At 66.9% G+C, this 20,801-nt stretch carries 26 protein-coding genes and 1 pseudogene; 5 read left to right on the top strand and 22 right to left on the bottom strand.

The window, feature by feature from the left end; all coding sequences use genetic code 11:
* Window positions 1-33 precede the first annotated feature (33 nt).
* The 4 genes from EYE40_RS12300 to rpmB all read right to left on the bottom strand — a co-directional run bounded on the left by EYE40_RS12300 (window position 34) and on the right by rpmB (window position 1,103).
* Window positions 34-324 carry an HU family DNA-binding protein gene (locus EYE40_RS12300; protein ID WP_130982218.1) on the bottom strand — a complete coding sequence of 97 codons (291 nt, stop codon included), beginning with the start codon at window positions 322-324 and terminating at the stop codon, window positions 34-36.
* 67 nt (window positions 325-391) lie between these two features.
* A complete protein-coding gene (rpsN, locus tag EYE40_RS12305; RefSeq protein WP_130982219.1) occupies window positions 392-697 on the bottom strand; it encodes a 30S ribosomal protein S14 in 306 nt (101 codons plus the stop codon).
* Between the two features lie 2 nt (window positions 698-699).
* Window positions 700-867, bottom strand: coding sequence for a 50S ribosomal protein L33 (gene rpmG / locus EYE40_RS12310; RefSeq protein WP_090711641.1), 168 nt, complete (start codon window positions 865-867; stop codon window positions 700-702).
* On the bottom strand, window positions 867-1,103 hold the full coding sequence (gene rpmB, locus EYE40_RS12315) for a 50S ribosomal protein L28 (RefSeq protein WP_130982220.1): 237 nt from the start codon (window positions 1,101-1,103) through the stop codon (window positions 867-869). Before rpmB ends, rpmG begins: the two co-directional genes overlap by 1 nt.
* A 180-nt stretch (window positions 1,104-1,283) precedes the next feature.
* Here rpmB and EYE40_RS12320 point away from each other — a divergent pair, with 180 nt between their 5' ends.
* Window positions 1,284-2,378: an LLM class F420-dependent oxidoreductase gene (locus EYE40_RS12320; protein WP_130982221.1), complete on the top strand. Its 1,095-nt coding sequence runs from the start codon at window positions 1,284-1,286 to the stop codon at window positions 2,376-2,378.
* 1 nt (window position 2,379) lies between these two features.
* Here EYE40_RS12320 and EYE40_RS12325 read toward each other — a convergent pair whose 3' ends face one another.
* The 8 genes from EYE40_RS12325 to EYE40_RS12360 form a co-directional block, all read right to left on the bottom strand.
* Complete coding sequence (locus EYE40_RS12325; RefSeq protein ID WP_130982222.1) at window positions 2,380-2,775, bottom strand: Fur family transcriptional regulator; 396 nt, start codon at window positions 2,773-2,775, stop codon at window positions 2,380-2,382.
* The gene (locus EYE40_RS12330) at window positions 2,772-3,629 is read right to left on the bottom strand and encodes a metal ABC transporter permease (protein ID WP_130982223.1); all 858 of its coding nucleotides are present in this window, start codon (window positions 3,627-3,629) and stop codon (window positions 2,772-2,774) included. Before EYE40_RS12330 ends, EYE40_RS12325 begins: the two co-directional genes overlap by 4 nt.
* Complete coding sequence (locus EYE40_RS12335; RefSeq protein ID WP_193554535.1) at window positions 3,626-4,414, bottom strand: metal ABC transporter ATP-binding protein; 789 nt, start codon at window positions 4,412-4,414, stop codon at window positions 3,626-3,628. The genes EYE40_RS12330 and EYE40_RS12335 overlap by 4 nt, the downstream gene beginning before the upstream one ends.
* Window positions 4,414-5,388: a metal ABC transporter solute-binding protein, Zn/Mn family gene (locus EYE40_RS12340; RefSeq protein WP_130982225.1), complete on the bottom strand. Its 975-nt coding sequence runs from the start codon at window positions 5,386-5,388 to the stop codon at window positions 4,414-4,416. Before EYE40_RS12340 ends, EYE40_RS12335 begins: the two co-directional genes overlap by 1 nt.
* A 109-nt stretch (window positions 5,389-5,497) precedes the next feature.
* Window positions 5,498-6,841, bottom strand: coding sequence for a dihydrolipoamide acetyltransferase family protein (locus EYE40_RS12345; protein ID WP_130982226.1), 1,344 nt, complete (start codon window positions 6,839-6,841; stop codon window positions 5,498-5,500).
* Window positions 6,842-6,856: 15 nt separating this feature from the next.
* The gene (locus EYE40_RS12350; RefSeq protein WP_130982914.1) at window positions 6,857-7,822 is read right to left on the bottom strand and encodes an alpha-ketoacid dehydrogenase subunit beta; all 966 of its coding nucleotides are present in this window, start codon (window positions 7,820-7,822) and stop codon (window positions 6,857-6,859) included.
* 11 nt (window positions 7,823-7,833) lie between these two features.
* The gene (locus EYE40_RS12355; protein ID WP_130982227.1) at window positions 7,834-8,949 is read right to left on the bottom strand and encodes a thiamine pyrophosphate-dependent dehydrogenase E1 component subunit alpha; all 1,116 of its coding nucleotides are present in this window, start codon (window positions 8,947-8,949) and stop codon (window positions 7,834-7,836) included.
* Window positions 8,950-8,953: 4 nt separating this feature from the next.
* Window positions 8,954-10,045, bottom strand: a complete 1,092-nt coding sequence (locus EYE40_RS12360) for a histidinol-phosphate transaminase (protein WP_275669404.1) — start codon at window positions 10,043-10,045, stop codon at window positions 8,954-8,956.
* Window positions 10,046-10,093: 48 nt separating this feature from the next.
* On the opposite strand from EYE40_RS12360, the gene EYE40_RS12365 reads away from it, so the two are divergent.
* A complete protein-coding gene (locus EYE40_RS12365; RefSeq protein WP_130982228.1) occupies window positions 10,094-10,498 on the top strand; it encodes a phage holin family protein in 405 nt (134 codons plus the stop codon).
* A 7-nt stretch (window positions 10,499-10,505) separates the two neighbouring features.
* Here the strand turns inward: EYE40_RS12365 and EYE40_RS12370 are convergent, their stop codons facing one another.
* Window positions 10,506-11,906, bottom strand: coding sequence for an alpha/beta hydrolase family protein (locus tag EYE40_RS12370; protein ID WP_130982229.1), 1,401 nt, complete (start codon window positions 11,904-11,906; stop codon window positions 10,506-10,508).
* Window positions 11,899-12,132 carry a hypothetical protein gene (locus EYE40_RS12375; protein ID WP_130982230.1) on the bottom strand — a complete coding sequence of 78 codons (234 nt, stop codon included), beginning with the start codon at window positions 12,130-12,132 and terminating at the stop codon, window positions 11,899-11,901. Before EYE40_RS12375 ends, EYE40_RS12370 begins: the two co-directional genes overlap by 8 nt.
* A 113-nt stretch (window positions 12,133-12,245) precedes the next feature.
* Between EYE40_RS12375 and EYE40_RS12380 the strand changes: the two genes are divergently transcribed.
* Both EYE40_RS12380 and purB read left to right on the top strand, forming a co-directional pair.
* Window positions 12,246-12,767: a low molecular weight protein-tyrosine-phosphatase gene (locus EYE40_RS12380; RefSeq protein ID WP_130982231.1), complete on the top strand. Its 522-nt coding sequence runs from the start codon at window positions 12,246-12,248 to the stop codon at window positions 12,765-12,767.
* The gene (purB, locus tag EYE40_RS12385; protein ID WP_130982232.1) at window positions 12,764-14,149 is read left to right on the top strand and encodes an adenylosuccinate lyase; all 1,386 of its coding nucleotides are present in this window, start codon (window positions 12,764-12,766) and stop codon (window positions 14,147-14,149) included. Before EYE40_RS12380 ends, purB begins: the two co-directional genes overlap by 4 nt.
* A gap of 44 nt (window positions 14,150-14,193) precedes the next feature.
* Here purB and EYE40_RS12390 read toward each other — a convergent pair whose 3' ends face one another.
* The 7 genes and pseudogenes from EYE40_RS12390 to rpsF all read right to left on the bottom strand — a co-directional run.
* Window positions 14,194-14,439 carry a hypothetical protein gene (locus tag EYE40_RS12390; protein ID WP_130982233.1) on the bottom strand — a complete coding sequence of 82 codons (246 nt, stop codon included), beginning with the start codon at window positions 14,437-14,439 and terminating at the stop codon, window positions 14,194-14,196.
* Window positions 14,440-14,441: 2 nt separating this feature from the next.
* On the bottom strand, window positions 14,442-15,122 hold the full coding sequence (locus EYE40_RS12395; protein WP_240034810.1) for a hypothetical protein: 681 nt from the start codon (window positions 15,120-15,122) through the stop codon (window positions 14,442-14,444).
* A gap of 41 nt (window positions 15,123-15,163) precedes the next feature.
* Entirely contained in the window at window positions 15,164-16,546 is a 1,383-nt protein-coding gene (gene dnaB / locus EYE40_RS12400) for a replicative DNA helicase (protein ID WP_130982234.1), read from the bottom strand.
* 564 nt (window positions 16,547-17,110) lie between these two features.
* Window positions 17,111-17,563: a 50S ribosomal protein L9 gene (gene rplI / locus EYE40_RS12405; RefSeq protein ID WP_130982235.1), complete on the bottom strand. Its 453-nt coding sequence runs from the start codon at window positions 17,561-17,563 to the stop codon at window positions 17,111-17,113.
* An 11-nt stretch (window positions 17,564-17,574) separates the two neighbouring features.
* Window positions 17,575-17,838 carry a 30S ribosomal protein S18 gene (rpsR, locus tag EYE40_RS12410; RefSeq protein ID WP_055897232.1) on the bottom strand — a complete coding sequence of 88 codons (264 nt, stop codon included), beginning with the start codon at window positions 17,836-17,838 and terminating at the stop codon, window positions 17,575-17,577.
* 56 nt (window positions 17,839-17,894) lie between these two features.
* The gene (locus EYE40_RS12415; protein WP_130982236.1) at window positions 17,895-18,422 is read right to left on the bottom strand and encodes a single-stranded DNA-binding protein; all 528 of its coding nucleotides are present in this window, start codon (window positions 18,420-18,422) and stop codon (window positions 17,895-17,897) included.
* A 132-nt stretch (window positions 18,423-18,554) separates the two neighbouring features.
* Window positions 18,555-18,899: pseudogene (rpsF, locus tag EYE40_RS12420) on the bottom strand (30S ribosomal protein S6); the annotation flags it as partial.
* 275 nt (window positions 18,900-19,174) lie between these two features.
* Here rpsF and EYE40_RS12425 point away from each other — a divergent pair.
* The gene (locus EYE40_RS12425; RefSeq protein WP_130982238.1) at window positions 19,175-19,372 is read left to right on the top strand and encodes a hypothetical protein; all 198 of its coding nucleotides are present in this window, start codon (window positions 19,175-19,177) and stop codon (window positions 19,370-19,372) included.
* Here the strand turns inward: EYE40_RS12425 and EYE40_RS12430 are convergent.
* Window positions 19,355-20,794 (bottom strand): CCA tRNA nucleotidyltransferase, encoded by a 1,440-nt coding sequence (locus EYE40_RS12430; RefSeq protein WP_130982239.1) that lies wholly within the window; start codon window positions 20,792-20,794, stop codon window positions 19,355-19,357. The two genes, EYE40_RS12425 and EYE40_RS12430, sit on opposite strands and share 18 nt — an antisense overlap.
* Window positions 20,795-20,801 lie beyond the last annotated feature (7 nt).

Genomic DNA, 20,801 nt, shown 5'->3' on the forward strand with positions numbered 1-20,801 from the left:
ATGGTCGGCGCCCTCTCGATGCTTGTAGCTGGATTAGCCCTTGGCCGCGGCCTTGAGCTTCGAGCCGGCGCTGACCTTCACGCCGTAGCTCGCCTTGATCTGGATAGCCTCACCGGTCTGCGGGTTGCGACCCGTGCGGGCGTCGCGGTGCGAACGCTCGAACGAGAGCCAGCCCGGGATCGCGACCTTTACGCCATCGGCCACGTTCGTGGAGACGATGTTGAAAAGGGCGTCGACGACGGTGTTTACAGCAGCCTGGGTCTGGCCAGACTCTGCTGCGATTGCCGCGACGAGCTCAGTACGGTTTAGTGACTTGTCAGCCATGTGTCCTCCTCGGACCTTGTGCATTGATGTAGTTACTCGGGCCGAGACCTAAGTAACCGCCTGCAATCTACCAGCTTGACTTGGTAATTCCGGGCAATTCTCCACGGTGTGCCATATCGCGGAAGCGAACACGGGAAACACCGAACTGGCTGAGGAAACCACGGGGGCGTCCGTCAATCGCGTCGCGGCCGCGAACGCGGACCGGCGAAGCGTTGCGCGGAAGCTTCTGGAGACCGAGGCGAGCTGCTTCACGCGACTCGTCGGTTCCGGCGGGGTCGACGAGTGCCTTCTTCAGTTCAAGGCGCTTCGTGGCGTAACGCGCCACGATGACCTTGCGCTGCTCGTTCTTGGCAATCTTGCTCTTCTTGGCCATTCTTAGCGCTCCTCGCGGAATTCAACGTGCTTGCGAACCACCGGGTCGTACTTCTTCAGCACGAGGCGGTCGGGGTTGTTACGACGGTTCTTCTTGGTCACGTAGGTGTAACCGGTTCCGGCCGTCGAGCGGAGCTTGATGATCGGACGGATGTCCTGTGCTTTAGCCATTAGATCTTCACCCCACGAGCGAGGATGTCCTTGACGACAGACTCGATGCCACGGGCGTCAATAACCTTGATGCCCTTTGCGGAAAGCTGCAACGTGACGTTGCGGCGCAGAGACGGTACGTAGTACGTCTTCTTCTGGATGTTCGGGTCGAAACGACGCTTGGTGCGTCGGTGCGAGTGCGAAATGTTGTGTCCGAAGCCGGGAATGGCTCCGGTCACCTGGCATGTTGCTGCCATGGGCGTACTCCTAGTCTGGTTACCGTGAAGCGAATGCTTCACCCAAGGTCACTTGTCGGCACGCGACCACCGCTTCGTAAACGAGCCGGCTGCGTACGTGGGGCGTGGGATTTCTCACACACCAAGGAGAAAGCTTATATTCTCGGCGTGTCGCCCGCAAGTTAGCGGCAGACTGACCGTATGCGGATCGGTTATGCAACGGGGTACTGGAAGCAGGGACCACCGCGAGGGGCGCTGAAGGCCGTGCGCACGGCCGAGCGCCTCGGCTTCGAGTCGGTGTGGACCGCGGAGGCCTACGGATCAGACGCCTTCACCCCGCTGGCCTGGTGGGGGTCGCACACGCGCCGCATCCGGCTCGGCACGGGCATCGCGCAGCTCTCCGCTCGAACCCCGGCCGCGACGGCGATGGCCGCTCTGACCCTCGATCACCTGTCGGGGGGCCGTGTCATCCTCGGTCTCGGTGCATCAGGACCGCAGGTCGTCGAGGGCTGGTACGGCCAGCCGTACCCCAAGCCGCTCGCCCGCACTCGCGAGTACGTGTCGATCGTGCGCGACGTGCTGCGTCGCGAGAGCACGGTGAGTGCGACCGGTCCGCACTACCCGCTGCCCTATACGGGCGAGGATGCAACGGGCCTCGGCAAACCGCTGCGCTCGACGGTTCACCCGCTCCGCGCCAACCTGCCCATCTATCTCGCGGCAGAGGGGCCGAAGAACGTGGCACTGGCCGCGGAGATCGCCGACGGCTGGCTGCCGTTCCTGTTCTCGCCGCGGGCCAATGACGAGTTCGCCGGCTACCTCGCCAACGGCTTCGCGCTGCGGTCACCGCTCTTGTCGGATCCCTCGCAGTTCGAGGTCGCCGTGCAGCTGGCCGTCATCCCGCACCCGTCGGTGGAGGCGGCCGCAGACATGGTGCGGCCGATCATCGCGCTGTACGTGGGCGGCATGGGGGCCAAGGGCGCCAACTTCCACCGCAACGTGATCGACCGGCTCGGCTACTCGGACGACTGCGACCGCATCCAGGAGCTGTACCTCGCCGGTCGCAAGGAGGAGGCGATCGCCGCGGTGCCCACGCGCCTCGTCGAAGAGATCGCCCTCATCGGCCCGCCGGAGAAGATTCGGGATGAGCTCGCGGCCTGGGAGTCGTCCGTCGTGACGACGATGCTCGTGCAGGGTCCGGCGTTCGCGCTGCGCACCATCCGCGACGTGGTGCAGGGTGGATCGCTCACCCGCGCGAAGCTGGGCGCGCTCGCGTTCGCCTACTCCACCCGCAAGTAGCTCAGGCGGGGAGGCCCAGCTTCGAGCACTCGGCACACAGGCCGAAGACGTCGACGATGTGGTTCGGCTGGGTGAAGCCGTGCTCGGCCGCCACCTGCTGCGCCCAGGTCTCGACGGCATCCGCCTCGATCTCGACCGTGAGCCCGCAGTTGCGGCAGATCAGGTGGTGGTGGTGGCTGCCCGGAGTGCACGCGCGGTAGAGGCTCTCGCCGTCCTGCTGCAGCGAGTCTGCCTCACCCTCGGTCGCGAGGTCGGTGAGGGCGCGGTAGACGGTGGCCAGGCCGATGGGGGAGCCGGAGTCCCGCAGGCTCGAGTGCAGAGACTGCGCGCTCACGAAGCTCTCGGAGGTGCCGAGCGCCTCGCGCACCGCCTCCCGCTGCCACGTGTTGCGCTTCATGCCCTCATCGTACCTTTCACGGTTCGGCGACCGCTTGCCTCGCGCCGCCAGCCCATGATGCGGCAGACGAGGTAGATCAGGAACGAGATGGTGGTGATGTATGGGCTGATCGGCAGCGAACCGCCGAGGGCCAGCAGGATGCCACCGACGGCCGACACCAACCCGAAGGCCATGCTCAGCACGGGCACCAGGACCGGCGACGATGACACGCGCAACGCGGCAGCCGCGGGAGTCACGAGAAGCGCGAGCACCAAGAGCGAGCCGATGATCTGCACCGAGACAGCGACGGTGAGTCCGAGCAGCACCATGAACACGAGGGACAGGGTTCGCGACGGGACTCCGCGCGCCGCCGCAACGTCGGGGTCGAGGCTGTCGAAGCTGAGCGGACGCCAGACGATGAGCAGACCGAGCAGCACCACGATCGAGATGGTGATGAGCAGCCCGAGTTGCGGCACATCCACGGAGATGATCTGGCCGGTGAGCAGGCCGAACTTGTTGGCGCTGCGGCCCGGGTAGAGGGCGAGGAAGAGAATGCCGAGGCCCAGCCCGAACGGCATGAGCACCCCGATGATGGAGTTGCGGTCGCGCGCACGGGCGCCGAGCACACCGATGAGGATGGCGGCGAGCAGCGAGCCGACGAGGGATCCGGTGACGACGTTCGCACCGATGAGCAGCGCGCCCGCCGCACCCGCGAAGGACAGCTCGCTGATGCCGTGCACGGCGAAAGCCATGTCACGTTGCATCACGAAGACGCCGATGAGGCCGCCGACGATGCCGAGCACGGCCGCGGCCACAATCGAGTTCTGCACGAGGCCCAGCAGTTCGCCGTAGTTCTCGAAGTTGAAGAGCGTCACTCGGCCACCTCGTCGTGGTGGTGGTCGGGCACGCCGACGACGATCACGCGTCCGTGGCTGCGAATGACGTCGACCGGGGTTCCGTACAGCTCGCTGAGCACGTCCGACTGCAGCACCTCGTCGGGGGTGCCCTGCCGGAACCGTCCATCGGCCAGGTAGAGAACGCGGTCGACGACATCGAGCACCGGGTTCACGTCGTGCGTGACGAACACGACTGCGGTGTTGTGCTCGCGGCGACGGCGGTCGATGAGTTCGGAGACCGCGCGCTGGTGCTGCAGGTCGAGACTGAGCAGCGGTTCGTCGCAGAGCAGCAGGATCGGGTCGCCGGCGAGCGCCTGTCCGACCCGGAGACGCTGCTGTTCGCCGCCCGACAGGGTGCCGACCGGGCGGGACGCGAAGGTCGTGGCTCCGACGTCGGCGAGCAGGGCATCCACCCTCTCGTGTTCTGCGCGACTCGTGATGGGCAGCCCGAAGCGGTGTCCGTTGACGCCGAGCGTGACCAGGTCACGACCGCGCAGCGGGGTGCCGGCCGCGACCAGCTTCTGTTGCGGGATGTACCCCACTCGCCGATCGCCGCGGGTCACGCTCCGTCCGCCCAGGGTCACGGTGCCGGCGTCGAGCCTCTGCTGGCCGAGGATCGTCTTCAGCAGGCTGGTCTTTCCGGAGCCGTTCGGCCCCAGCACGGCGAGGAATTCGCCGGGCGCGACTCTGAGGTCGAGGTCGCTCCAGAGGGTGCGCCCGCCGAAGCCGAGCGCACCCTCCTGGAATTCGAGTACCGGTGGGATCACTTCAGAACGGCGGCGATCGCGTTCAGGTTGTCGGTCATCCACGAGACATAGTCTGTGCCATCCGGGAGCGTCTCGGTGAATTCGACCACCGGAATGCCCGCGTCCTCGGCGGCCCCGCGCAGCTGCTCGGTCTCCGAGCTTGCGGTCTGCGCGTTGTAGGCGAGCAGGGCGACATCACCCGAGCCGATGACGGCGAGGGTGTCGCGCAGCGTGGTGGGCGACACATCCGTGCCCTCTTCGATCGCCTCGGAGAAGGCTTCGGGCGTCCTGTTGGTGAAGCCGGCGGCCTCGAGCAGGTACAGCGGCACCGGCTCGGTGATGGCGACGCCGAGACCGTCGGTGTCGAGCGCCTCGGCCGTTGCCTCGAGCGCCTCGATCTTCGCCGCGAAGTCCTCAAAGTTGGCGGTGTACTCGGCGGCGTTCGCGGCGTCGAGCTCGCCGAACTGGTGGGCGAGTTCCTCGGCGACGTGCAGCACTCCGTGCAGGCTGTACCAGACATGCTCGTTGAAGCCCTCGATGTGATCGTGGCCGTGACCGTCGATCTCCTGGGCGGCGTCGTCGGCCTCGCCGCCGTCGGCGTCTTCCTCGTGAGCGTCGCCCTCGTGACCGTGGTTGTCGCCCTCGAGCAGGCCCGATGCCTCGCTCGCGCTGACGACGACGGCACTGGATGACCCGGCCTCGAGCAGCGTGTCGATGAACGGGTCGTACCCGCCGCCGTTCTCGATCACGAGGTCGGCCTTGGAGAGGGCGAGCTGGTCCTGTGCGGAGGCCTCGTAGCTGTGCGGGTCCTGCGCGGCACTCGTGATGAGGCTCGTCACGGTGACGCGGTCGCCGCCGATGGACTCGGCGATGCTTCCATAGACGTTGGTGGACGCGACGACCTTGAGGGTGCCGTCATCGACCGCCGGGGTACTCGCGCAACCGGCGAGGGCGAGCGTTGCCGCGATGGACAGGGGGAAGAGCTTGTTCATGAAGGGCTTTCTAAGGCGCGTGTTGCGAACGGTAATGAGATTCGTTATCAACAGTATGACGCGCTGACGCCGCCCGGCCAAATCGGCGGGCGGCCAGCTTCTCAATGAGCTAGTCGAGCAGCAGCGCGGGCTCTTCGAGGATGCTCGCGACGTCCGCCACGAAGCGGCTCACCACGTCGCCGTCGACCACGCGGTGGTCGAAGCTGCCGCCCAGTGTCGTGACGAAGCGCGGACGCACCTCTCCGTCGACGACCCACGGCTTCTGCTTGATGGTGCCGAGCGCGATGATCCCGACCTCGCCCGGGTTGAGAATCGGCGTGCCGGTGTCCATGCCGAAGGAACCGAGGTTCGTGATCGTGATGGTGCCGCCAGACATCTGCGCGGGGCTGGTCTTGCCGTCCCGCGCGGTGATGGTGAGAGCCTCGAGCGCCATGGCGAGCTCGCGCAGCGACAGCTCCTGCGCGTCCTTGACGTTCGGAACCACGAGTCCACGGGGCGTGGCCGCGGCGATGCCGAGGTTCACGTAGTGGTGCACCGTGATCTCCTTGTCGGTGAACGTGCTGTTCACCATGGGGTTGCGACGCACAGCCCAGATGAGCGCCTTGGCCGCGATGAGCAGCGGTGAGACGCGGATACCGGCGAAATCGGGGGAGTTCTTGAGGCGCTTGACGAACTCCATGGTGCGGGTCGCGTCGATGTCCACGAACACACTCACGTGCGGCGCGGTGAACGCGCTCGTCGTCATGGCCGTGGCGATGGCCTTGCGCATTCCCTTGACCGGGATGATCTCCTCGCGCTCATCCGACCACGCGGGGGTCTCGATGTTGCGGAAGACGCTCGCCTGCGAGGCCTGGCGGATCACGTCGTCGCGGGTGATCTCGCCGGCGAGGCCGGTCGCGAGCACCTCGGCGAGATCCACGCCCAGATCCTTGGCGAGCTTGCGAATCGGCGGCTTCGCGATGATTGAGGATGCCGCGGCCGCCGGCACCGAACTGGGACGGGTCGTGGCGCGCGCGTCGGGCACGGGTGCCTCCGCCGCCGGCGCGGACTTGCGGCGCCGCGAAGCGCCGTGTCCCTTGATCCCGTAACCGACGAGAACGGCGCCGGGCTTCTCCTCCGACGCCTCCGTTGAGATGCTGGACGCGGTGTCTGCGACGGTGCTGGTGGTCTCGGGGTTCGCGGGGGCGGGAGCCGGGGCATCCTCGCTCGCACCGGCCTCGGCGACCCGGATCAGCACCGAGCCGACCTCGACCGTCTGGCCCTCGTCGGCGAGCAGGGCCGACACGGTCCCGGCGAAGGGGGAGGGCAGCTCGACCAGCGATTTGGCGGTCTCGATCTCGACGAGCACCTGGTTGATCTCGACGGTGTCGCCGGGCTTGACGCGCCACTGCACGATCTCGGCCTCGGTCAGGCCCTCGCCGACGTCGGGGAGGGTGAACTCAGAATCACTCATGCGTTCAGTCCTTTTTTAGTAGGCCAGGGCCCGGTCGACTGCCTCGAGCACGCGGTCGGCGTCAGGCAGGTAGATCGTCTCGAGCTTCGCGGGCGGGAACGGTGCGTCGAAGCCGGAGACCCGCAGCACGGGTGCCTCGAGCGAGTAGAAGGCGCGCTCGGTGACCGTCGCCGCGATCTCGGAGCTGACCGAAACGAAACCGGGTGCCTCGGAGACGACGACGAGTCGGCCGGTCTTCTGCACCGAGGCGATGATGGGCGCGTAGTCGATGGGGGAGAGCGAGCGGATGTCGATGACCTCGATGCTCGTGCCCTCCTCGGCGGCGATCTCGGCCGCCTGCAGCAGGGTCGCGACCATGGCGCCGTGGCCGAGCAGGGTGATCTCGCTGCCCTCGCGCACCACGCGGGTGGAGTGCAGCGGAGCGCCGGAGGCGGAGAAGTCGACTTCGCCCTTGGGCCAGTAGCGGCTCTTGGGTTCGAAGAACATGACCGGGTCGTTGCTCGCGATGGCCTCCTGGATCATCCAGTAGGCGTCGTGCGGGGTGCTCGGGCTCACGAGGCGCAGGCCGGGGGTGTGCGCGAAGTACGCCTCCGGGCTCTCCTGGTGGTGCTCGACCGCTCCGATGTGCCCGCCGTAGGGCACGCGGATGACGACCGGCAGCTGCAGGGTGCCCTCGTGGCGGTTCGTGAGCTTCGCCAGCTGGGTCGTGATCTGGTCGAAGCCCGGGAAGATGAAGCCGTCGAACTGGATCTCGACGACGGGACGGTAGCCCCCCATCGCGAGGCCGATCGCGGTGCCGACGATGCCGGACTCGGCGAGCGGGGTGTCCATGACGCGGTGGGTGCCGAACTCGGCCTGCAGGCCCTCGGTCACACGGAAGACGCCACCGAGCGGGCCGATGTCCTCGCCCATCAGGAGCACCTTGGCGTCATCCTGCATGGCCTTGCGGAGGCCCGCATTCAGCGCCTTGGCGAGCGGCATGATTTCGGTGCTCACTGGTCGCCTCCGAACGATGCCTCGTAGTCGGCGAGCCACTGCTTCTGCGAATCGATCACGGGATGCGGCTCCGAGTAGACGTGGTCGAAGATCTTCGCCGTGGACGGAGTCTCGAGGGCGAGGGTGCGCCCCCGGATGTCGGCCGCGAAGTCGGCGGCCTCCACCTCAAGCTCGGCGAAGAACGCGTCGCTCTCGCCGCGGCCGCGCAGGTAGGTCTCGAAGCGGCTGATCGGGTCGCGCTCGGCCCAGTACTCGACCTCGGAGTTCTCGCGGTACTTGGTCGGGTCGTCGGAGGACGTGTGCGCGCCCATGCGGTAGGTCAGCGCCTCGATGAGTCGGGGTCCGCCGCCGGCACGGATGCGCTCGAGATTGGCGAACGAGACCGCGTAGCTCGCGAGCACGTCGTTGCCGTCGATCTGCACGCCCGGGATGCCGAAGCCCTCCGAGCGCAGGTAGAGCGGGGTGCGCGACTGGGTGCTGACCGGAACCGAGATCGCCCAGTGGTTGTTCTGCAAAAAGAACAGCACGGGAGCCTGGTAGCTCGCGGCGAACACGAAGGCCTCGCTCACGTCGCCCTGGCTCGTGGCACCGTCGCCGAAGTAGGTGATCACGGCGCCGTCGGTTTCGGGATGCCCCGTGCCGGTCGTTCCATCGAGGGTCATCGCCATGGCGACTCCCGTCGCGTGCAGGGTGTGGGATCCGATGACCAGCGTGTACAGGTGGAAGTTGCCGTGCTCGGCAGGGTTCCAGCCGCCGTGCGTGGTGCCCCTCAGCAGCTTGATGATGTTGAGCGGATCGACGCCGCGGATGCGCGCGATGGCGTGCTCGCGGTAGGCCGGGAAGATGTGGTCCTGCGCGCGGGCTGCGTAGCCGGAGCCGACCTGCGCCGCCTCCTGGCCGAGGCTCGGCACCCAGAGGCCGAGCTGGCCCTGGCGCTGCAGGTTGGTTGCCTCATTGTCGAAGCGGCGGATGACGACCATCTGGCGATGGAATTCGCGCAGTTGCTCGTCGCTGAGCGCATCGATGAGCGGCAGGTACTCGGCCGAGGCATCGCTTTCGACGATGGTTCCCTCGGGGGAGAGCAGCTGGACCGTCGCGGCGGTGTAAGACATTCGTCTAATCTAACGCGGGTTGCGCGGCGCCCGTTCGTAGCTCTCGCACAACGTCCGCCGCAGCTTTGAGGAGTTTGTCTACAGATCCGGTCTCGCCGATGCTCACGCGGATGCCCTCGGGCAGCAGTGCGCGCACAACGATTCCGTGCTGTGTGAAGACCTCGGCGGCCCAGGTGGACTGCTCGCCGGTGGGCAGCCAGAGGAAGTTTCCGTGCGGCTTCGGCACGTTCCAGCCCTGGTCGATGAGCGCCTGCCAGACCTGATCGCGCAACACGGCGATGCGGTGCACGCGCTCGAGCAGTTCGTCCTCGTGCTCGAGGGAGACGATCGCGGCGATCTGCGCGGGCTCGGTGACGGACAGCGGGATGGCGGTTGCGCGCGCTGCGTCCATGATGTATTCGGCGCCGAGCGCGTAGCCGACGCGCAACCCGGCAAGGCCGTAGGCCTTGGAGAAGGTGCGGAGGACGACGAGGTTGGGGTAGCGGCTGAGGAGAGCCGGGCCATCCACCTTCGCCGGATCGGTCACGAACTCGATGTAGGCCTCGTCGAGCAGCACGAGCACCGACTCGGGCACGGCGGCCATGAACGTCTCGAACTCGTCGGCGGTGACGATCGTGCCGGTCGGGTTGTTGGGGGAGCAGACCAGGATCACGCGGGTGCGGTCGGTGACGGCCGCCGCCATCGCGGGCAGGTCGTGACGGTGGTCGGCGGTGAGCGGAACCTGCACGCTCGTGGCACCCGCGACGGTGACGATGCCGGGGTAGGCCTCGAAGCTGCGCCAGGCGTAGACGACCTCGTCGCCGTGCCCGGCGGCCGCGGTGATCAGCTGGGTGATGACGGATACGGATCCGGCACCGACCTGGATCTGCTCGGCGGTGACACCGAAGCGGTCGGCGAGGATTCCGCGCAGCACGGTGGCCGTCGCGTCGGGGTAACGGTTGATGCTGCTGCCGGCGAGCGCCTCGCGCACGGCGGCGATCGGCTCGAAGGGATTCTCGTTGGAGGACAACTTGAAGGCGTCCGCAGCGGCAGGTTTTCCCTGGCGGTACGGAACCATCGACTCGATCTCGGGACGCAGACGTACTCGTGAACTCACCTCCCCAGCCTAATTGCGGGGGCGGTGCCTCCAGTGCATAGTGGTGGCATGCAGAGATTCCTGGTCAAGCTCCTCATCAATGCCGTCGCCCTGTGGCTGACGACGCTCATCGTGACCGGCCTGACCCTCGAGCCCTTCGCTCCCGGCGAGACCCTGCAGATCGTGCTGACCTTCCTGGTCGTGGCCTTCATCTTCGGTGTTGTGAACGGTGTGGTCGGTAACACGATCCGCATTGTGGCGTTCCCCATCTACATCCTCACCCTCGGTCTCATTGCGCTCGTGGTGAATGCCCTGCTGCTGCTGATCGTGAGTTGGATCTCGGGCCTGCTCGGCTTCGGCCTCTTCGTCGACGGCTTCTGGGCCGGCTTCTGGGGCGCGATCGTGCTCGGCATCATCAGCTGGTTCATCTCGCTGTTCCTCCGCCCGGCCCTGCGCGAGAACCGCAAGGCATAGGCCTTCTTCAATCGCCTCCCCTCTCCGCGAGGTAGCTCGTGCTCGTCGAGCGCGTGACGGTGTCCCGCCAGTCGATCGACTCGACGGCGCGCGCGAGCTTCTCACTGCCCGCACCGTCGGCGAGTTCGGCCGTGCGCCGGTAGACCGCGAGATCGTGCGCCGGAACCGCCCGGTCGTCGGGCAGCGGCACCCCGCCGAACGCCTGCCTCTCGACGAGCACCGCGTCGTGGTTCACCCGTGTGCCGCCGAACGCCGGCACCAGGTCGTCGGTGTGCTCGATGGTGATGGTCGGGATGCCCGCGGGCACCGGGATCTGGCCGGCAGGCGCCCCTACGGTGATGAGCCCCTGCGGTGAGTAGTCCCCGGAGGCGGCGAGCGCCGTCGCGATCAACCCGCCTTGCGAGTACCCGGTGAAGACGATCGGGCTCCCCTTCATGACGCCCGCATCGGCGAGCGCCTCGCGTGCGGCACGGTACGACCCGGCCGGCAGCTCGGCGACGGCGTGCACGTTGCTCGTGAGATCCCACACCTCGGTACCGGCGACGGGGGAGAAGTCCACCGTGCCGCCCAGATAGACCTCGAAGCGGTCCATGCCGCGGATCGAGTACCGCTCGATCACGATCTGCTCGCCGTAAGCGTTGCCCTTCGGATCGGGCACGCGGCCGATGCGATCGGCGATGCCGCGCGGGGGCTGCGCGCCCAGCGACCGGACCGTCGGGCGCACCGTCACCGGGGTCTCGGCGAACACGCCGAATCGCGCGCCGACGAGCGCGATCGCGGCAGCAGACGTTCCGACACCGGCTACCCCGAAACCCTCCTCGCCGAGCGCGAGGGCGAGACCGGGTGGCAGTCGCGCGAGCCCCGCGCCGGTGTCGTCGACACTCGACACCGCGGAGCGCAGCAGCGCGACGGTGAACGGGCTCGACAGCACACCGCGGTGGGCGCGCAGCCAATCGCCGAGCGCTCCGGCAGCCTCGATCGCTCCCCGCGGAAAGAGCACCGCCGCACCGAAGAGCCCGGCGAGGGCGATCGCCGAGGCGGGCAGCACCAGGAACGCGAGCGTGGGGAGGAACCACCCCGCCGCGTAGCCGAGCGTCGCGGTCAGCTGCTGCCCCGCCCGTTGCAGGGCGAACTCGAGCCGGTCGTAATTGTCGGCGGCACTCCGCAGCGCCGTCGCGGTGCGCGAGGACGCCGTGCGAACCTCGCCGAGCAGCAGGCCCGCCCGCTCGAGTTCGCGCGTTGCGGCATCCGGCGGTCGCCCGGCGCCCAGCATGAGGATGCCCGCGACCTGGCCCGCGCAGCCCTCCGCCTCCCGGGTCACTCGATCGAGGGATCGCGCGCGCTCCATCAACTCATCGGTGGCGACGGTCAAGGCCCCGCCACCGGAAATCTCCAGCCCATCAGCCATCGTCGATCTCCCTGCCCGTGAGCGCCTGCGCGGAGGCGACCGCATCACCGGCGGCCAGGGCCTGCCGGCGCAGCTCGGCAAGGTCCGCCTCGAACCCACTCTGCGCGCGACCGGACCAGGCGTCGGCCGGAGGCGGCAGCCAGGCGAGCAGGGCATCGACCCGAGCACGCAGGGGGCCGAGCGCGGCGAGTCTCACGGCGAGTAAGGAGTCAAAGGTGCTGGTCACAGAACCATGCTGAACCGAAGCGGGGAGCCGTCGGGCGCTGCGTGGCGGACCGGTGCGCTGGGGCATCCGGATGCCGACTGTGAAGGAGTCGCAAACTACGGGACAATAGGCGCATGAGCTTCGACCTGGATCGCGACGAGTCGGGGCTCTTCCGCATCTGCTTCGTCTGCACCGGTAACATCTGCCGCTCGCCGATGGCCGAGACCGTCTTTCGCGACCTCGTGCAGAAGGCCGGGCTCGACGACCGCATCGCCGTCAGCTCCGCCGGCACCGGCGACTGGCACGTGGGCGAGCGCAGCGACGAGCGCACCCTCACCGCCCTCTCGGCACGCGGCTACGACGGCTCGAAGCACCGTGCCAAGCAGTTCGACCCCGACTGGTTCGAGAAGCTCGACCTCGTGATCGCCTTCGATCGCAGCCACGACCGGATTCTCAAGGCCTGGGCGCCCAACGAGCGGGAGCGCTCGAAGGTCAACCTGCTGCTGAGCTTCGATAAGAACCAGGGCGAGCTCGACGTACCTGACCCCTACTACTCCGACGCCGCCCTCTTCGACCGTGTGCTCAGCATGGTCGAACACGCGAGCGCCGCACTCTTCGACCAGATCAAGCCCGGCATCAACCAGGGAGCCTCATGACGCCACTGCCCGAACAGCCCATCAGCCCGCTCGACGGACGCTACCGCGCCTCGGTCACAGGACTCGGCGAGTTCCTCTCCGAGGCCGGCCTCAACCGCGCCCGCGTGCAGGTCGAGGTCGAGTGGCTGCTCTACCTCACCGATCGCGAGCTCTTCGGCTCCACTCGGCTCACACCCGAGGAGGCCCGCTCGCTGCGCGCCCTCGTCACCGACTTCGGGCAGGCCGAGATCGATGAACTCGCGAGTCTCGAGGCGACCACCCGCCACGACGTGAAGGCCGTCGAGTACCTGGTGCGCAACAAACTCACCGCGCTCGGCCTCACCCGCGTCGCCGAACTGACCCACTTCGCCTGCACCAGCGAGGACATCAACAACCTCTCCTACGCGCTGACCATCGGTTCGGCGATTCGTGAGGTGTGGATGCCCCGCGCTCGCGCCGTGGCCGCGAGCCTCCGCACCCTCGCTTTCGATCACCGCGACGCGCCCATGCTCGCGCACACTCACGGCCAGCCCGCCACCCCCACCACCGTGGGCAAGGAGTTCGCGGTGTTCGTGCACCGCCTCGAGCGGATCCTCACCCAGGTCGAGTCCACCGAGTACCTCGGCAAGTTCTCGGGCGCGACGGGAACGTTCGCGGCGCACGTCGCGGCCGACGCCACGCAGGACTGGCCGGCTGTGTCGCGGGAGTTCGTGACATCCCTCGGACTGGACTGGAACCCGCTCACCACGCAGATCGAGTCGCACGACTGGCAGGCGGAGCTGTACAACCGCGTCGCCCACACCAACCGGGTGCTGCACAACCTATGCACCGACATCTGGACCTACATCTCGATGGGCTACCTCACGCAGATCCCGCAGGCGGGCGCGACCGGCTCGTCGACCATGCCGCACAAGATCAACCCGATCCGGTTCGAGAACGCCGAGGCCAACCTCGAGTTGTCGAGCGCCCTGCTCGACTCGCTCGCGCAGACTCTCGTGACCTCACGGCTGCAGCGCGACCTCACCGACTCGACCACACAACGCAACGTGGGCGTAGCCCTCGGCCACTCGCTGCTCGCGCTCGACAACATCCACCGCGGGCTCGGCGAGTTCTCGGTGAACACCGCGGCCCTCGACGCCGACCTCGATGGCAACTGGGAGATTCTGGGCGAGGCGATCCAGACGGTCATCCGCGCGGAGATCACCGCCGGACGCTCCTCGATCGCCGACCCGTACGCGATGCTCAAGGAGCTGACCCGCGGCCACCGCGTCGGACAGGTCGAGCTCGTTGAGTTCATCGACGGCCTCGACATCAGCGCCGAGGCCAAGGCACGACTGCGCACGCTCACGCCGGCCGGCTACGCGGGGCTCGCGAGCCAGCTCGTCGACTTCCTCGAGGCATAGCGGTCGGGCACGCGACCGAGTGTCGGGCGCGTGTTCGAACGGCCTCAGTGACCCGAGCCGCGGTCCTGTTCGTCGAGGTCGAGCTTCTCGGCGCCATCCGGTCGGATCGCGAGCACGAGCATCGCGAGCACGACCAGCACCACGATGAAGGCCACGCCGCCGAAGATGAGGGCTAGCTCCCACTGGCGCGTCGACATGAGCACGATGAGGGCAATGAAGATGGCGAGTCCCGCGGAGATGAGCAGGAGTTCTGCGGGACGCGTGCGGTCCCTGCGGGTGGGTTCAGACACGGTCAGCTCCTGCTCTCGGTGGCGAGAGCCGAGGCATCCGCGTTATCGGCCCAGCGCAGCGACATGGCTGCGATGACGAGGTAGACACCGAGGATCGCGCAGTAGGCGCCGAGCGCACCCACAACGATGATCGACCCGGTGAGGAAGCGCTCGACCTTGTCGGCGCCCATGTACGGCAGGTTGTAATCGACCGGCACAAGCAGAATCGCGACCGCGAACAGCGCGGTCAGTCCGCCGACGAACAGGCGGTCCTTCGCGAGCGAACCTGCGCTGTCGACACGGGATGCCGCAGCGCTCCGCCTCGCGCGCAGACCCAGGTACAGCTCGAGAAAGCCGGTCACCGCTGCCCATGTGCTCACGAGGAAAACGAGGAACGCGAGTCCGGCGCCCGGGGAGAAGACAGCCACGAGTCCTGCCACGATGCCGAGCACCCCCTGCGCTGCCAGCCAGGGGCGCGCGTCAGCCGAACGCAGTGCGGCGAGCACGAGCACAACGCCCGTGACGAGAGCGAAGACGCCGAACATGCGGAAGCCGAACGGTGCGGCGTGGTCAGCCGTGAACGTGATGAGGATGGCGACCCCGATCGCCGTAGCGGCCCGGGCGAGCATGGCGACCCAGGTCGTGGCGATCCAGTCCAGCAGGCGCGCGGACGCGGGCTGGGTGGTGAGGGAGGGGGAGGACACGGCAGTGATACCTCTTTCTGCGCGGGTTCACTCCCGTCAGTTTACGCTCCGGGCGGGAGGTCCACGAATCTGGAGAAGTGACCATGGAAACCCACAGTGATCGTCTTGGTCGGACCGTTGCGGTGCTTGGCCACGATCAGGTCTGCCTCACCGGCACGCACGTTGTCGGCCTCGTAGGCGCTCTCGCGGTGCAGGAGGATCACCATGTCGGCGTCCTGCTCGATCGATCCCGACTCGCGGAGGTCGGAGAGCGCGGGCTTCTTGTCGGCACGCTGCTCGGCACCACGGTTCAGTTGCGAGATCGCGATGACGGGAACGCTGAGCTCCTTGGCGAGCAGCTTCAGGGCACGCGAGAACTCGCTGACCTCCTGCTGGCGGGATTCGACCTTCTTGCCCGAGGTCATCAGCTGCAGGTAGTCGATGATGACCATCTTGAGCCCGACCTTCTGCTTGAGACGGCGGCACTTGGCGCGGATCTCGACGAGGGTCATGTTGGGGCTGTCATCGATGTAGAGCGGGGCGTCGTTGATGCGGCCGCGGGTCTGGGCGATGGTCGTCCAGTCCTGAGCGTGCACGGTTCCCTTACGCATGCTCTGCAGGCCGACCGCGGCCTCGGCGGAGAGCAGACGCATCGCGATCTCACTGCGGCCCATTTCGAGGGAGAACAGGATCGTCGGCATGTCGTGGTGGATGGCCGCCGAGCGCGCGATGTCGAGGCCGAGCGTCGACTTACCAATGGCGGGGCGTGCCGCGAGGATGATGAGCTGGCCCGGGTGAAGGCCGTTGGTCAGGTCGTCGAGCTCGGCGAAGCCGGTCGGTACACCGATCATCGATCCGTCGCGACCCTGCGCGGCCTCGATCTCGTCGATGGCGGACGTCACGGCGTCGGTCAGCGGAACGAAGTCCTCGCTCTCGACACCACCGGTGACTGCGTACACCTCGGCCTGGGCGTTATTGACGAGATCAACGACCTCACCCTCGCTCGCGTAACCCATCTGCACGATACGGGTGCCGGCCTCGACGAGGCGACGCAGCACGGCCTTCTCGGCGACGATGGACGAGTAGAAGCCCGCGTTGGCCGCGGTCGGCACAAGCCCGGTGAGCGTGTGCAGGTAGTCGGCGCCGCCCGCGCGAGCGATCAGGCCGCTTTTGGTCAGCTCATCGGAGACGGCGATGACGTCGGTCGGTTCGCCCCGCGAGTAGAGGGTGAGGATCGCGTCGAAGATGAGTTCGTGCTTCGGGATGTAGAAGTCGATGCCACGGATGACCTCAACGACATCCGCTACCGCATCTTTGCTCAGCAGCATGCCCCCGATCGCGCTCTGCTCGGCCAGGAGGTCGTGCGGGGGAACCCGATCGCCGCGGTTGTCGCCGCCACCCTGCTGGCGCTGTTCGCCTGCGAGTCCGAGATGCGCGATAGACACGGGGGTTCCTTCCGAAACAGTTTTGTCGAACGCCGTCGGGCCGGGGGCCGTGGTGCGATCGGACGTATGAGCTGGGTAGGGCTTGCGGTGCTCGGTTCGGGTGGAACCCGACCCGTGTGCCACGGTTTTACTATGTCTAGGTCCAGCCTCCGACACCCGGTTCGGGTAGTCGTCGATTGGCGCTGGTGTGGCGGCGATCGGGCCGGATATCGACTGTGATCCGAGCGGCTGCCCTACGCTAAGGCCCGCCGAAACCGGCAACAAGTACCCCTGTGTATAACGTTGGGGACAACTCGGGCGAAACGCCGGAACTCGTGTGAACAAGCTGTGGAACCAGCTGTGGATAACTCGAGAATTTCGAGCGGGTACATCCTTTTGACCTGCTTTTTTGTTTTTCACACGGTGTGTGTAGAAACATGTTTGAACTGCACGTTGAGGGTTGTGTACCGAGTTTCAATACCTGTGCACAGAACTGCGGAATTCAGCTTGACACGGGGGTTAAAAGAGCGATAGCGGTGGGCTCTCGCCCACCGCTATCGCAGAGTGTTTGCTAGTTGCAGCGTGCTACTTGGCAGCGACCACCGAGAGGGTGATCGTCGCGACGATGTCGTCGCGAAGACGAACCGTTGCCTCGTGCGTGCCGGTCGCCTTGATGGCGCCCGTGATCTCAATCTTGCGCTTGTCGATCGTGCCGAGACCAGCAGCGGCAACCGCGTCAGCGATGTCCGAGGTCTTGACCGAACCGAAGAGGCGTCCGCCCTCGCCGGCCTTGACGGTCAGCTTGACCGATGCAGCCTGGAGCTTGGCCTTGAGGTCCTGTGCCTCTTCGAGCGTGGCGTGCTCGCGCGCTGCGCGGGCTGCCTTGATGGACTCGATCTGCTTTTCGCCACCGCGCGTCCACGCCACGGCGAAGCCCTGGGGGATGAGGTAGTTGCGAGCGAAACCGTTCTTGACGTCGACGACGTCTCCGGGGGCACCGAGGCCGGTGACCTCGTGCGTGAGGATGAGCTTAGACATATCGGGGCTCCTTAACGGCCTGAGCCGGCGTAGGGGAGGAGTGCCATCTCGCGTGCGTTCTTGACGGCACGGGCGATGAGGCGCTGCTCCTGAACGGAGACACCGGTGATACGACGGGCGCGGATCTTTCCACGCTCCGAGATGAACTTACGAAGGGTTGCAACATCCTTGTAGTCGATGACGCCTACGCGGATCGACTTGGCGGGGGCGGCGTTCTTGCCGTCCTTGCCCTTGCGGATGGGCTTACGGCGATCGCCGCTGCTCTTTCCAGCCATGGGTTTCTTCTTTCAGAGATTGTTCAAGCGACCGGAGCCGCCTGTGAAGTGAGGGTTTAGAAGGGAGTTTCGTCCGAGTAGTTGCCGGGCGTGTTCCAGACGTCGCCGTCGGCAGCTGCGGGTGCGCTGGGCGCCCACGGCTCGTCGGCTACCTGACCCTGGGGAGCGCCCTGCGATCCGCCACGATTTCCGCCACCGTTGCCGCCACCCTCGCGAGAGGATGCGGCGCGGGTTACCTGGGCGGTCGCGTAGCGCAGCGACGGGCCGATCTCATCGACCTCGAGCTCGATGCTCGTACGCTTCTCGCCCTCTTTGGTCTCGTAAGAACGCTGCTTGAGCCGACCGGTAGCGATGACGCGTGAGCCCTTGGTGAGGGATCCCGCGACGTGCTCGGCGAACTCGCGCCACACGCTTGCGCGAATGAACAGCGATTCGCCGTCTTTCCAGTCGTTGCTCGCACGGTCGAAGTTGCGAGGGGTCGATGCGATCGTGAAGTTCGCAACCGCCAGCCCGTTCTGCGTGTAACGCAGCTCGGGGTCACTGGTGAGGTTTCCCACCACGGTGATAACGGTTTCGCCGGCCATGATCTACTCTGCAGCCGTCTCGTCGGCGGCCGGAGCGGCAGCCTCTTCAGCGGGAGCTTCGACCTTGGCAGCAGCAGCCGGCTTCGCGTCGGTCGCGGGCTTCTCAGCTGCGGCCTTCTCGGCGACGGGTGCGGCCTTCGGAGTCGCGGCGGCCTTGCGGGCTGCCTTCTCGTCCGCGGCGACCTTGGCGGCTGCGACCTGGGCGATGCCCTCTTCGGCGCGCAGCACCTTGGTGCGCATAACGGCTTCACTCAGACCGAGCTGGCGGTCGAGTTCGTTCGTTGCTGCGGAAGTTGCCGTGAAGTTGACGACGGCGTAGATGCCTTCGGTCTTCTTGTTGATCTCGTAAGCGAGTCGACGGCGGCCCCAAATGTCTACGCTGTCGATGGATCCACCATCGTTGCGGATGACGTTGAGGAACTTGTCGAGGCTTGGAGCCACGGTTCGCTCATCGATCTCTGGATCGAGGATGACCATGAGTTCATACTGGTGCGTCACTAACCCACCTCCTTCGGACTAGAACGGCCACAGACGATCTGTGACAGGAGGGTGTTGACGTGTGCCCGCGATCCAGAAGGATCGGGGCAACCTGCCTAGTGTAGTCGTTCCGCCCCACGAACCTCAACCGTGCAGGTTGCTCCCACATGCAGGACCGATTTCCGCGAGTTGCCGGAAACGCGCGGGTGCTGCGGGGGGGGTGAGCCGTGTCATCCTGCATTCGGGAAAGAAGTACTGGGGAGTAGCCTTCGGTCATGCTGTTCGATCACTGCTGCATCACCAGTGCGGGTGTCACAGCGGTCCTGATGGGCATCGCGTGGGCCGTGATCTGGATCATCGGCATCTTCTTCGTCGGCTTTATGTTCTCCTGGGCTAGCAAGGTCTTTCTGCAGTGGGCCGACGCGCGGGTCAGCGCGGGCGTTCGCCGAGTGCGCTCACGCCGGATTCGCTGAGCGACCGCTCCACCATTCCAGCAGGCGTTCGGTCGCGAGCTCCTCGCCGAGCGGTCCCTCGTCGAGCCGCAGGTCGAGCAGGAACCGGTACGCCTCACCGACCTCGCGGCCGGGCCTGATGCCGAGCACGGCCTGGATCCGGTCGCCGTCGAGGTCGGGTCGCACGGCGGCGATGCCCTCGGCTTCGGCAATCGCAGCGATACGCTCCTCGAGATTGTCGTAGGCGAAGGCGAGCTGGTCGGCCTTGCGCACGTTGCGGGTGGTGACGTCGGCGCGCGTCAGGATGTGCAGGCGCGGGAGGAGCGGGCCGGCATCCCGCACATATCGACGAACTGCGGAGTCGGTCCAGGCGCCCTCGGAATAGCCGAAGAAGCGCAGATGCAGCTCGATGAGCCGTGCGACCGAGGTGATGGTCTCCTTGTCGAAGCGCAGCGCCCTGAGCCGGCGCGCCGCTTGCTTCGCCCCGACTACGTCGTGGTGGTGGAAGGTGACGACGCCGCCCGCCTCGATGCGCCGGGTCGCGGGCTTGCCCACGTCGTGCATGAGCGCGGCGAGCCGCAGGATCAGGTCGGGCGCCTCCCCCGGGTGCCGCGACTTCTCGAGGTCGATGGCCTGGGTCAGCACGGTGAGGCTGTGCTCGTAGACGTCCTTGTGGTGGGCGTGCTCGTCGATCTCGAGTTTGAGTGCGGGAATCTCGGGCAGCACCAGCTCTGCGAGACCGCTTTCCACCAGAATCCGGATGCCCGGCACGGGGTCATCCGTCTTCAGCAGCTTCGACAGCTCATCGGCGATGCGCTCCACGCTGACGATGGAGATGCGGTCGGCGAGAGCGGACATCGCGGCGCGGGTCGGGGCGGCGATCTCGAATCCGAGCTGGCTGGTGAAGCGCGCAGCCCGCAGCATGCGGAGCGGGTCGTCGCCGAAGGAGTCCTCGGGAGCGCCCGGGGTGGTCAGCTTTCGGGCGATGAGATCGTCGAGCCCGCCGCTCGGGTCGACGAGCACCTGCTCGGGCAGCCGCAGCGCCATCGAGTTCACCGTGAAGTCGCGGCGCACCAGGTCGGCCTCGAGCGAGTCGCCGAACTCTACGACCGGCTTTCGGGTCTCCCCGTCGTACGCGTCGGTGCGGTAGGTGGTGATCTCGACGGTATCGCCGGAAAAGCGCGCTCCGATGGTGCCGAACGCCCGGCCGATGTCCCAGTGCGCGTCGGCGATGGGCGCGACGATCGCGAGGATCTCGTCGGGTGTGGCGTCGGTGGTGAAGTCGAGGTCACTGAGCGGGCGTCCGATGAACGCATCCCGAACCGGCCCGCCGACGAGCGCCAGTTCGTGGCCTGCTGCCGCGAATGCGGTCGACAGGCGACTGATGTGCGGGGTGGCGGCGAGTTCGGCCAGCCTCTGAACTGCCGAAGCGACGCTCTCCATAGCCAAG

The sequence above is a fragment of the Glaciihabitans arcticus genome, assembly GCF_004310685.1.
GTDB classification, from domain to species: Bacteria; Actinomycetota; Actinomycetes; order Actinomycetales; family Microbacteriaceae; genus Conyzicola; species Conyzicola arctica.

Bases quoted from the DNA above. Each gene is read 5' to 3' on its own strand.
- EYE40_RS12415 (WP_130982236.1), bottom strand. From the start codon at position 18,422: ATGGCCGGCGAAACCGTTATCACCGTGGTGGGAAACCTCACCAGTGAC.
- EYE40_RS12425 (WP_130982238.1), top strand. From the start codon at position 19,175: ATGCTGTTCGATCACTGCTGCATCACCAGTGCGGGTGTCACAGCGGTC.
- EYE40_RS12345 (WP_130982226.1), bottom strand. From the start codon at position 6,841: ATGAGTGATTCTGAGTTCACCCTCCCCGACGTCGGCGAGGGCCTGACC.
- EYE40_RS12325 (WP_130982222.1), bottom strand. From the start codon at position 2,775: ATGAAGCGCAACACGTGGCAGCGGGAGGCGGTGCGCGAGGCGCTCGGC.
- rpmB (WP_130982220.1), bottom strand. From the start codon at position 1,103: ATGGCAGCAACATGCCAGGTGACCGGAGCCATTCCCGGCTTCGGACAC.
- rpsN (WP_130982219.1), bottom strand. From the start codon at position 697: ATGGCCAAGAAGAGCAAGATTGCCAAGAACGAGCAGCGCAAGGTCATC.
- EYE40_RS12350 (WP_130982914.1), bottom strand. From the start codon at position 7,822: ATGCCGCTCGCCAAGGCGCTGAATGCGGGCCTCCGCAAGGCCATGCAG.
- rpsR (WP_055897232.1), bottom strand. From the start codon at position 17,838: ATGGCTGGAAAGAGCAGCGGCGATCGCCGTAAGCCCATCCGCAAGGGC.
- EYE40_RS12320 (WP_130982221.1), top strand. From the start codon at position 1,284: ATGCGGATCGGTTATGCAACGGGGTACTGGAAGCAGGGACCACCGCGA.
- EYE40_RS12300 (WP_130982218.1), bottom strand. From the start codon at position 324: ATGGCTGACAAGTCACTAAACCGTACTGAGCTCGTCGCGGCAATCGCA.
- EYE40_RS12355 (WP_130982227.1), bottom strand. From the start codon at position 8,949: ATGTCTTACACCGCCGCGACGGTCCAGCTGCTCTCCCCCGAGGGAACC.
- purB (WP_130982232.1), top strand. From the start codon at position 12,764: ATGACGCCACTGCCCGAACAGCCCATCAGCCCGCTCGACGGACGCTAC.
- rpmG (WP_090711641.1), bottom strand. From the start codon at position 867: ATGGCTAAAGCACAGGACATCCGTCCGATCATCAAGCTCCGCTCGACG.
- EYE40_RS12430 (WP_130982239.1), bottom strand. From the start codon at position 20,794: ATGGAGAGCGTCGCTTCGGCAGTTCAGAGGCTGGCCGAACTCGCCGCC.
- EYE40_RS12340 (WP_130982225.1), bottom strand. From the start codon at position 5,388: ATGAACAAGCTCTTCCCCCTGTCCATCGCGGCAACGCTCGCCCTCGCC.
- rplI (WP_130982235.1), bottom strand. From the start codon at position 17,563: ATGTCTAAGCTCATCCTCACGCACGAGGTCACCGGCCTCGGTGCCCCC.
- EYE40_RS12380 (WP_130982231.1), top strand. From the start codon at position 12,246: ATGAGCTTCGACCTGGATCGCGACGAGTCGGGGCTCTTCCGCATCTGC.
- EYE40_RS12370 (WP_130982229.1), bottom strand. From the start codon at position 11,906: ATGGCTGATGGGCTGGAGATTTCCGGTGGCGGGGCCTTGACCGTCGCC.
- EYE40_RS12365 (WP_130982228.1), top strand. From the start codon at position 10,094: ATGCAGAGATTCCTGGTCAAGCTCCTCATCAATGCCGTCGCCCTGTGG.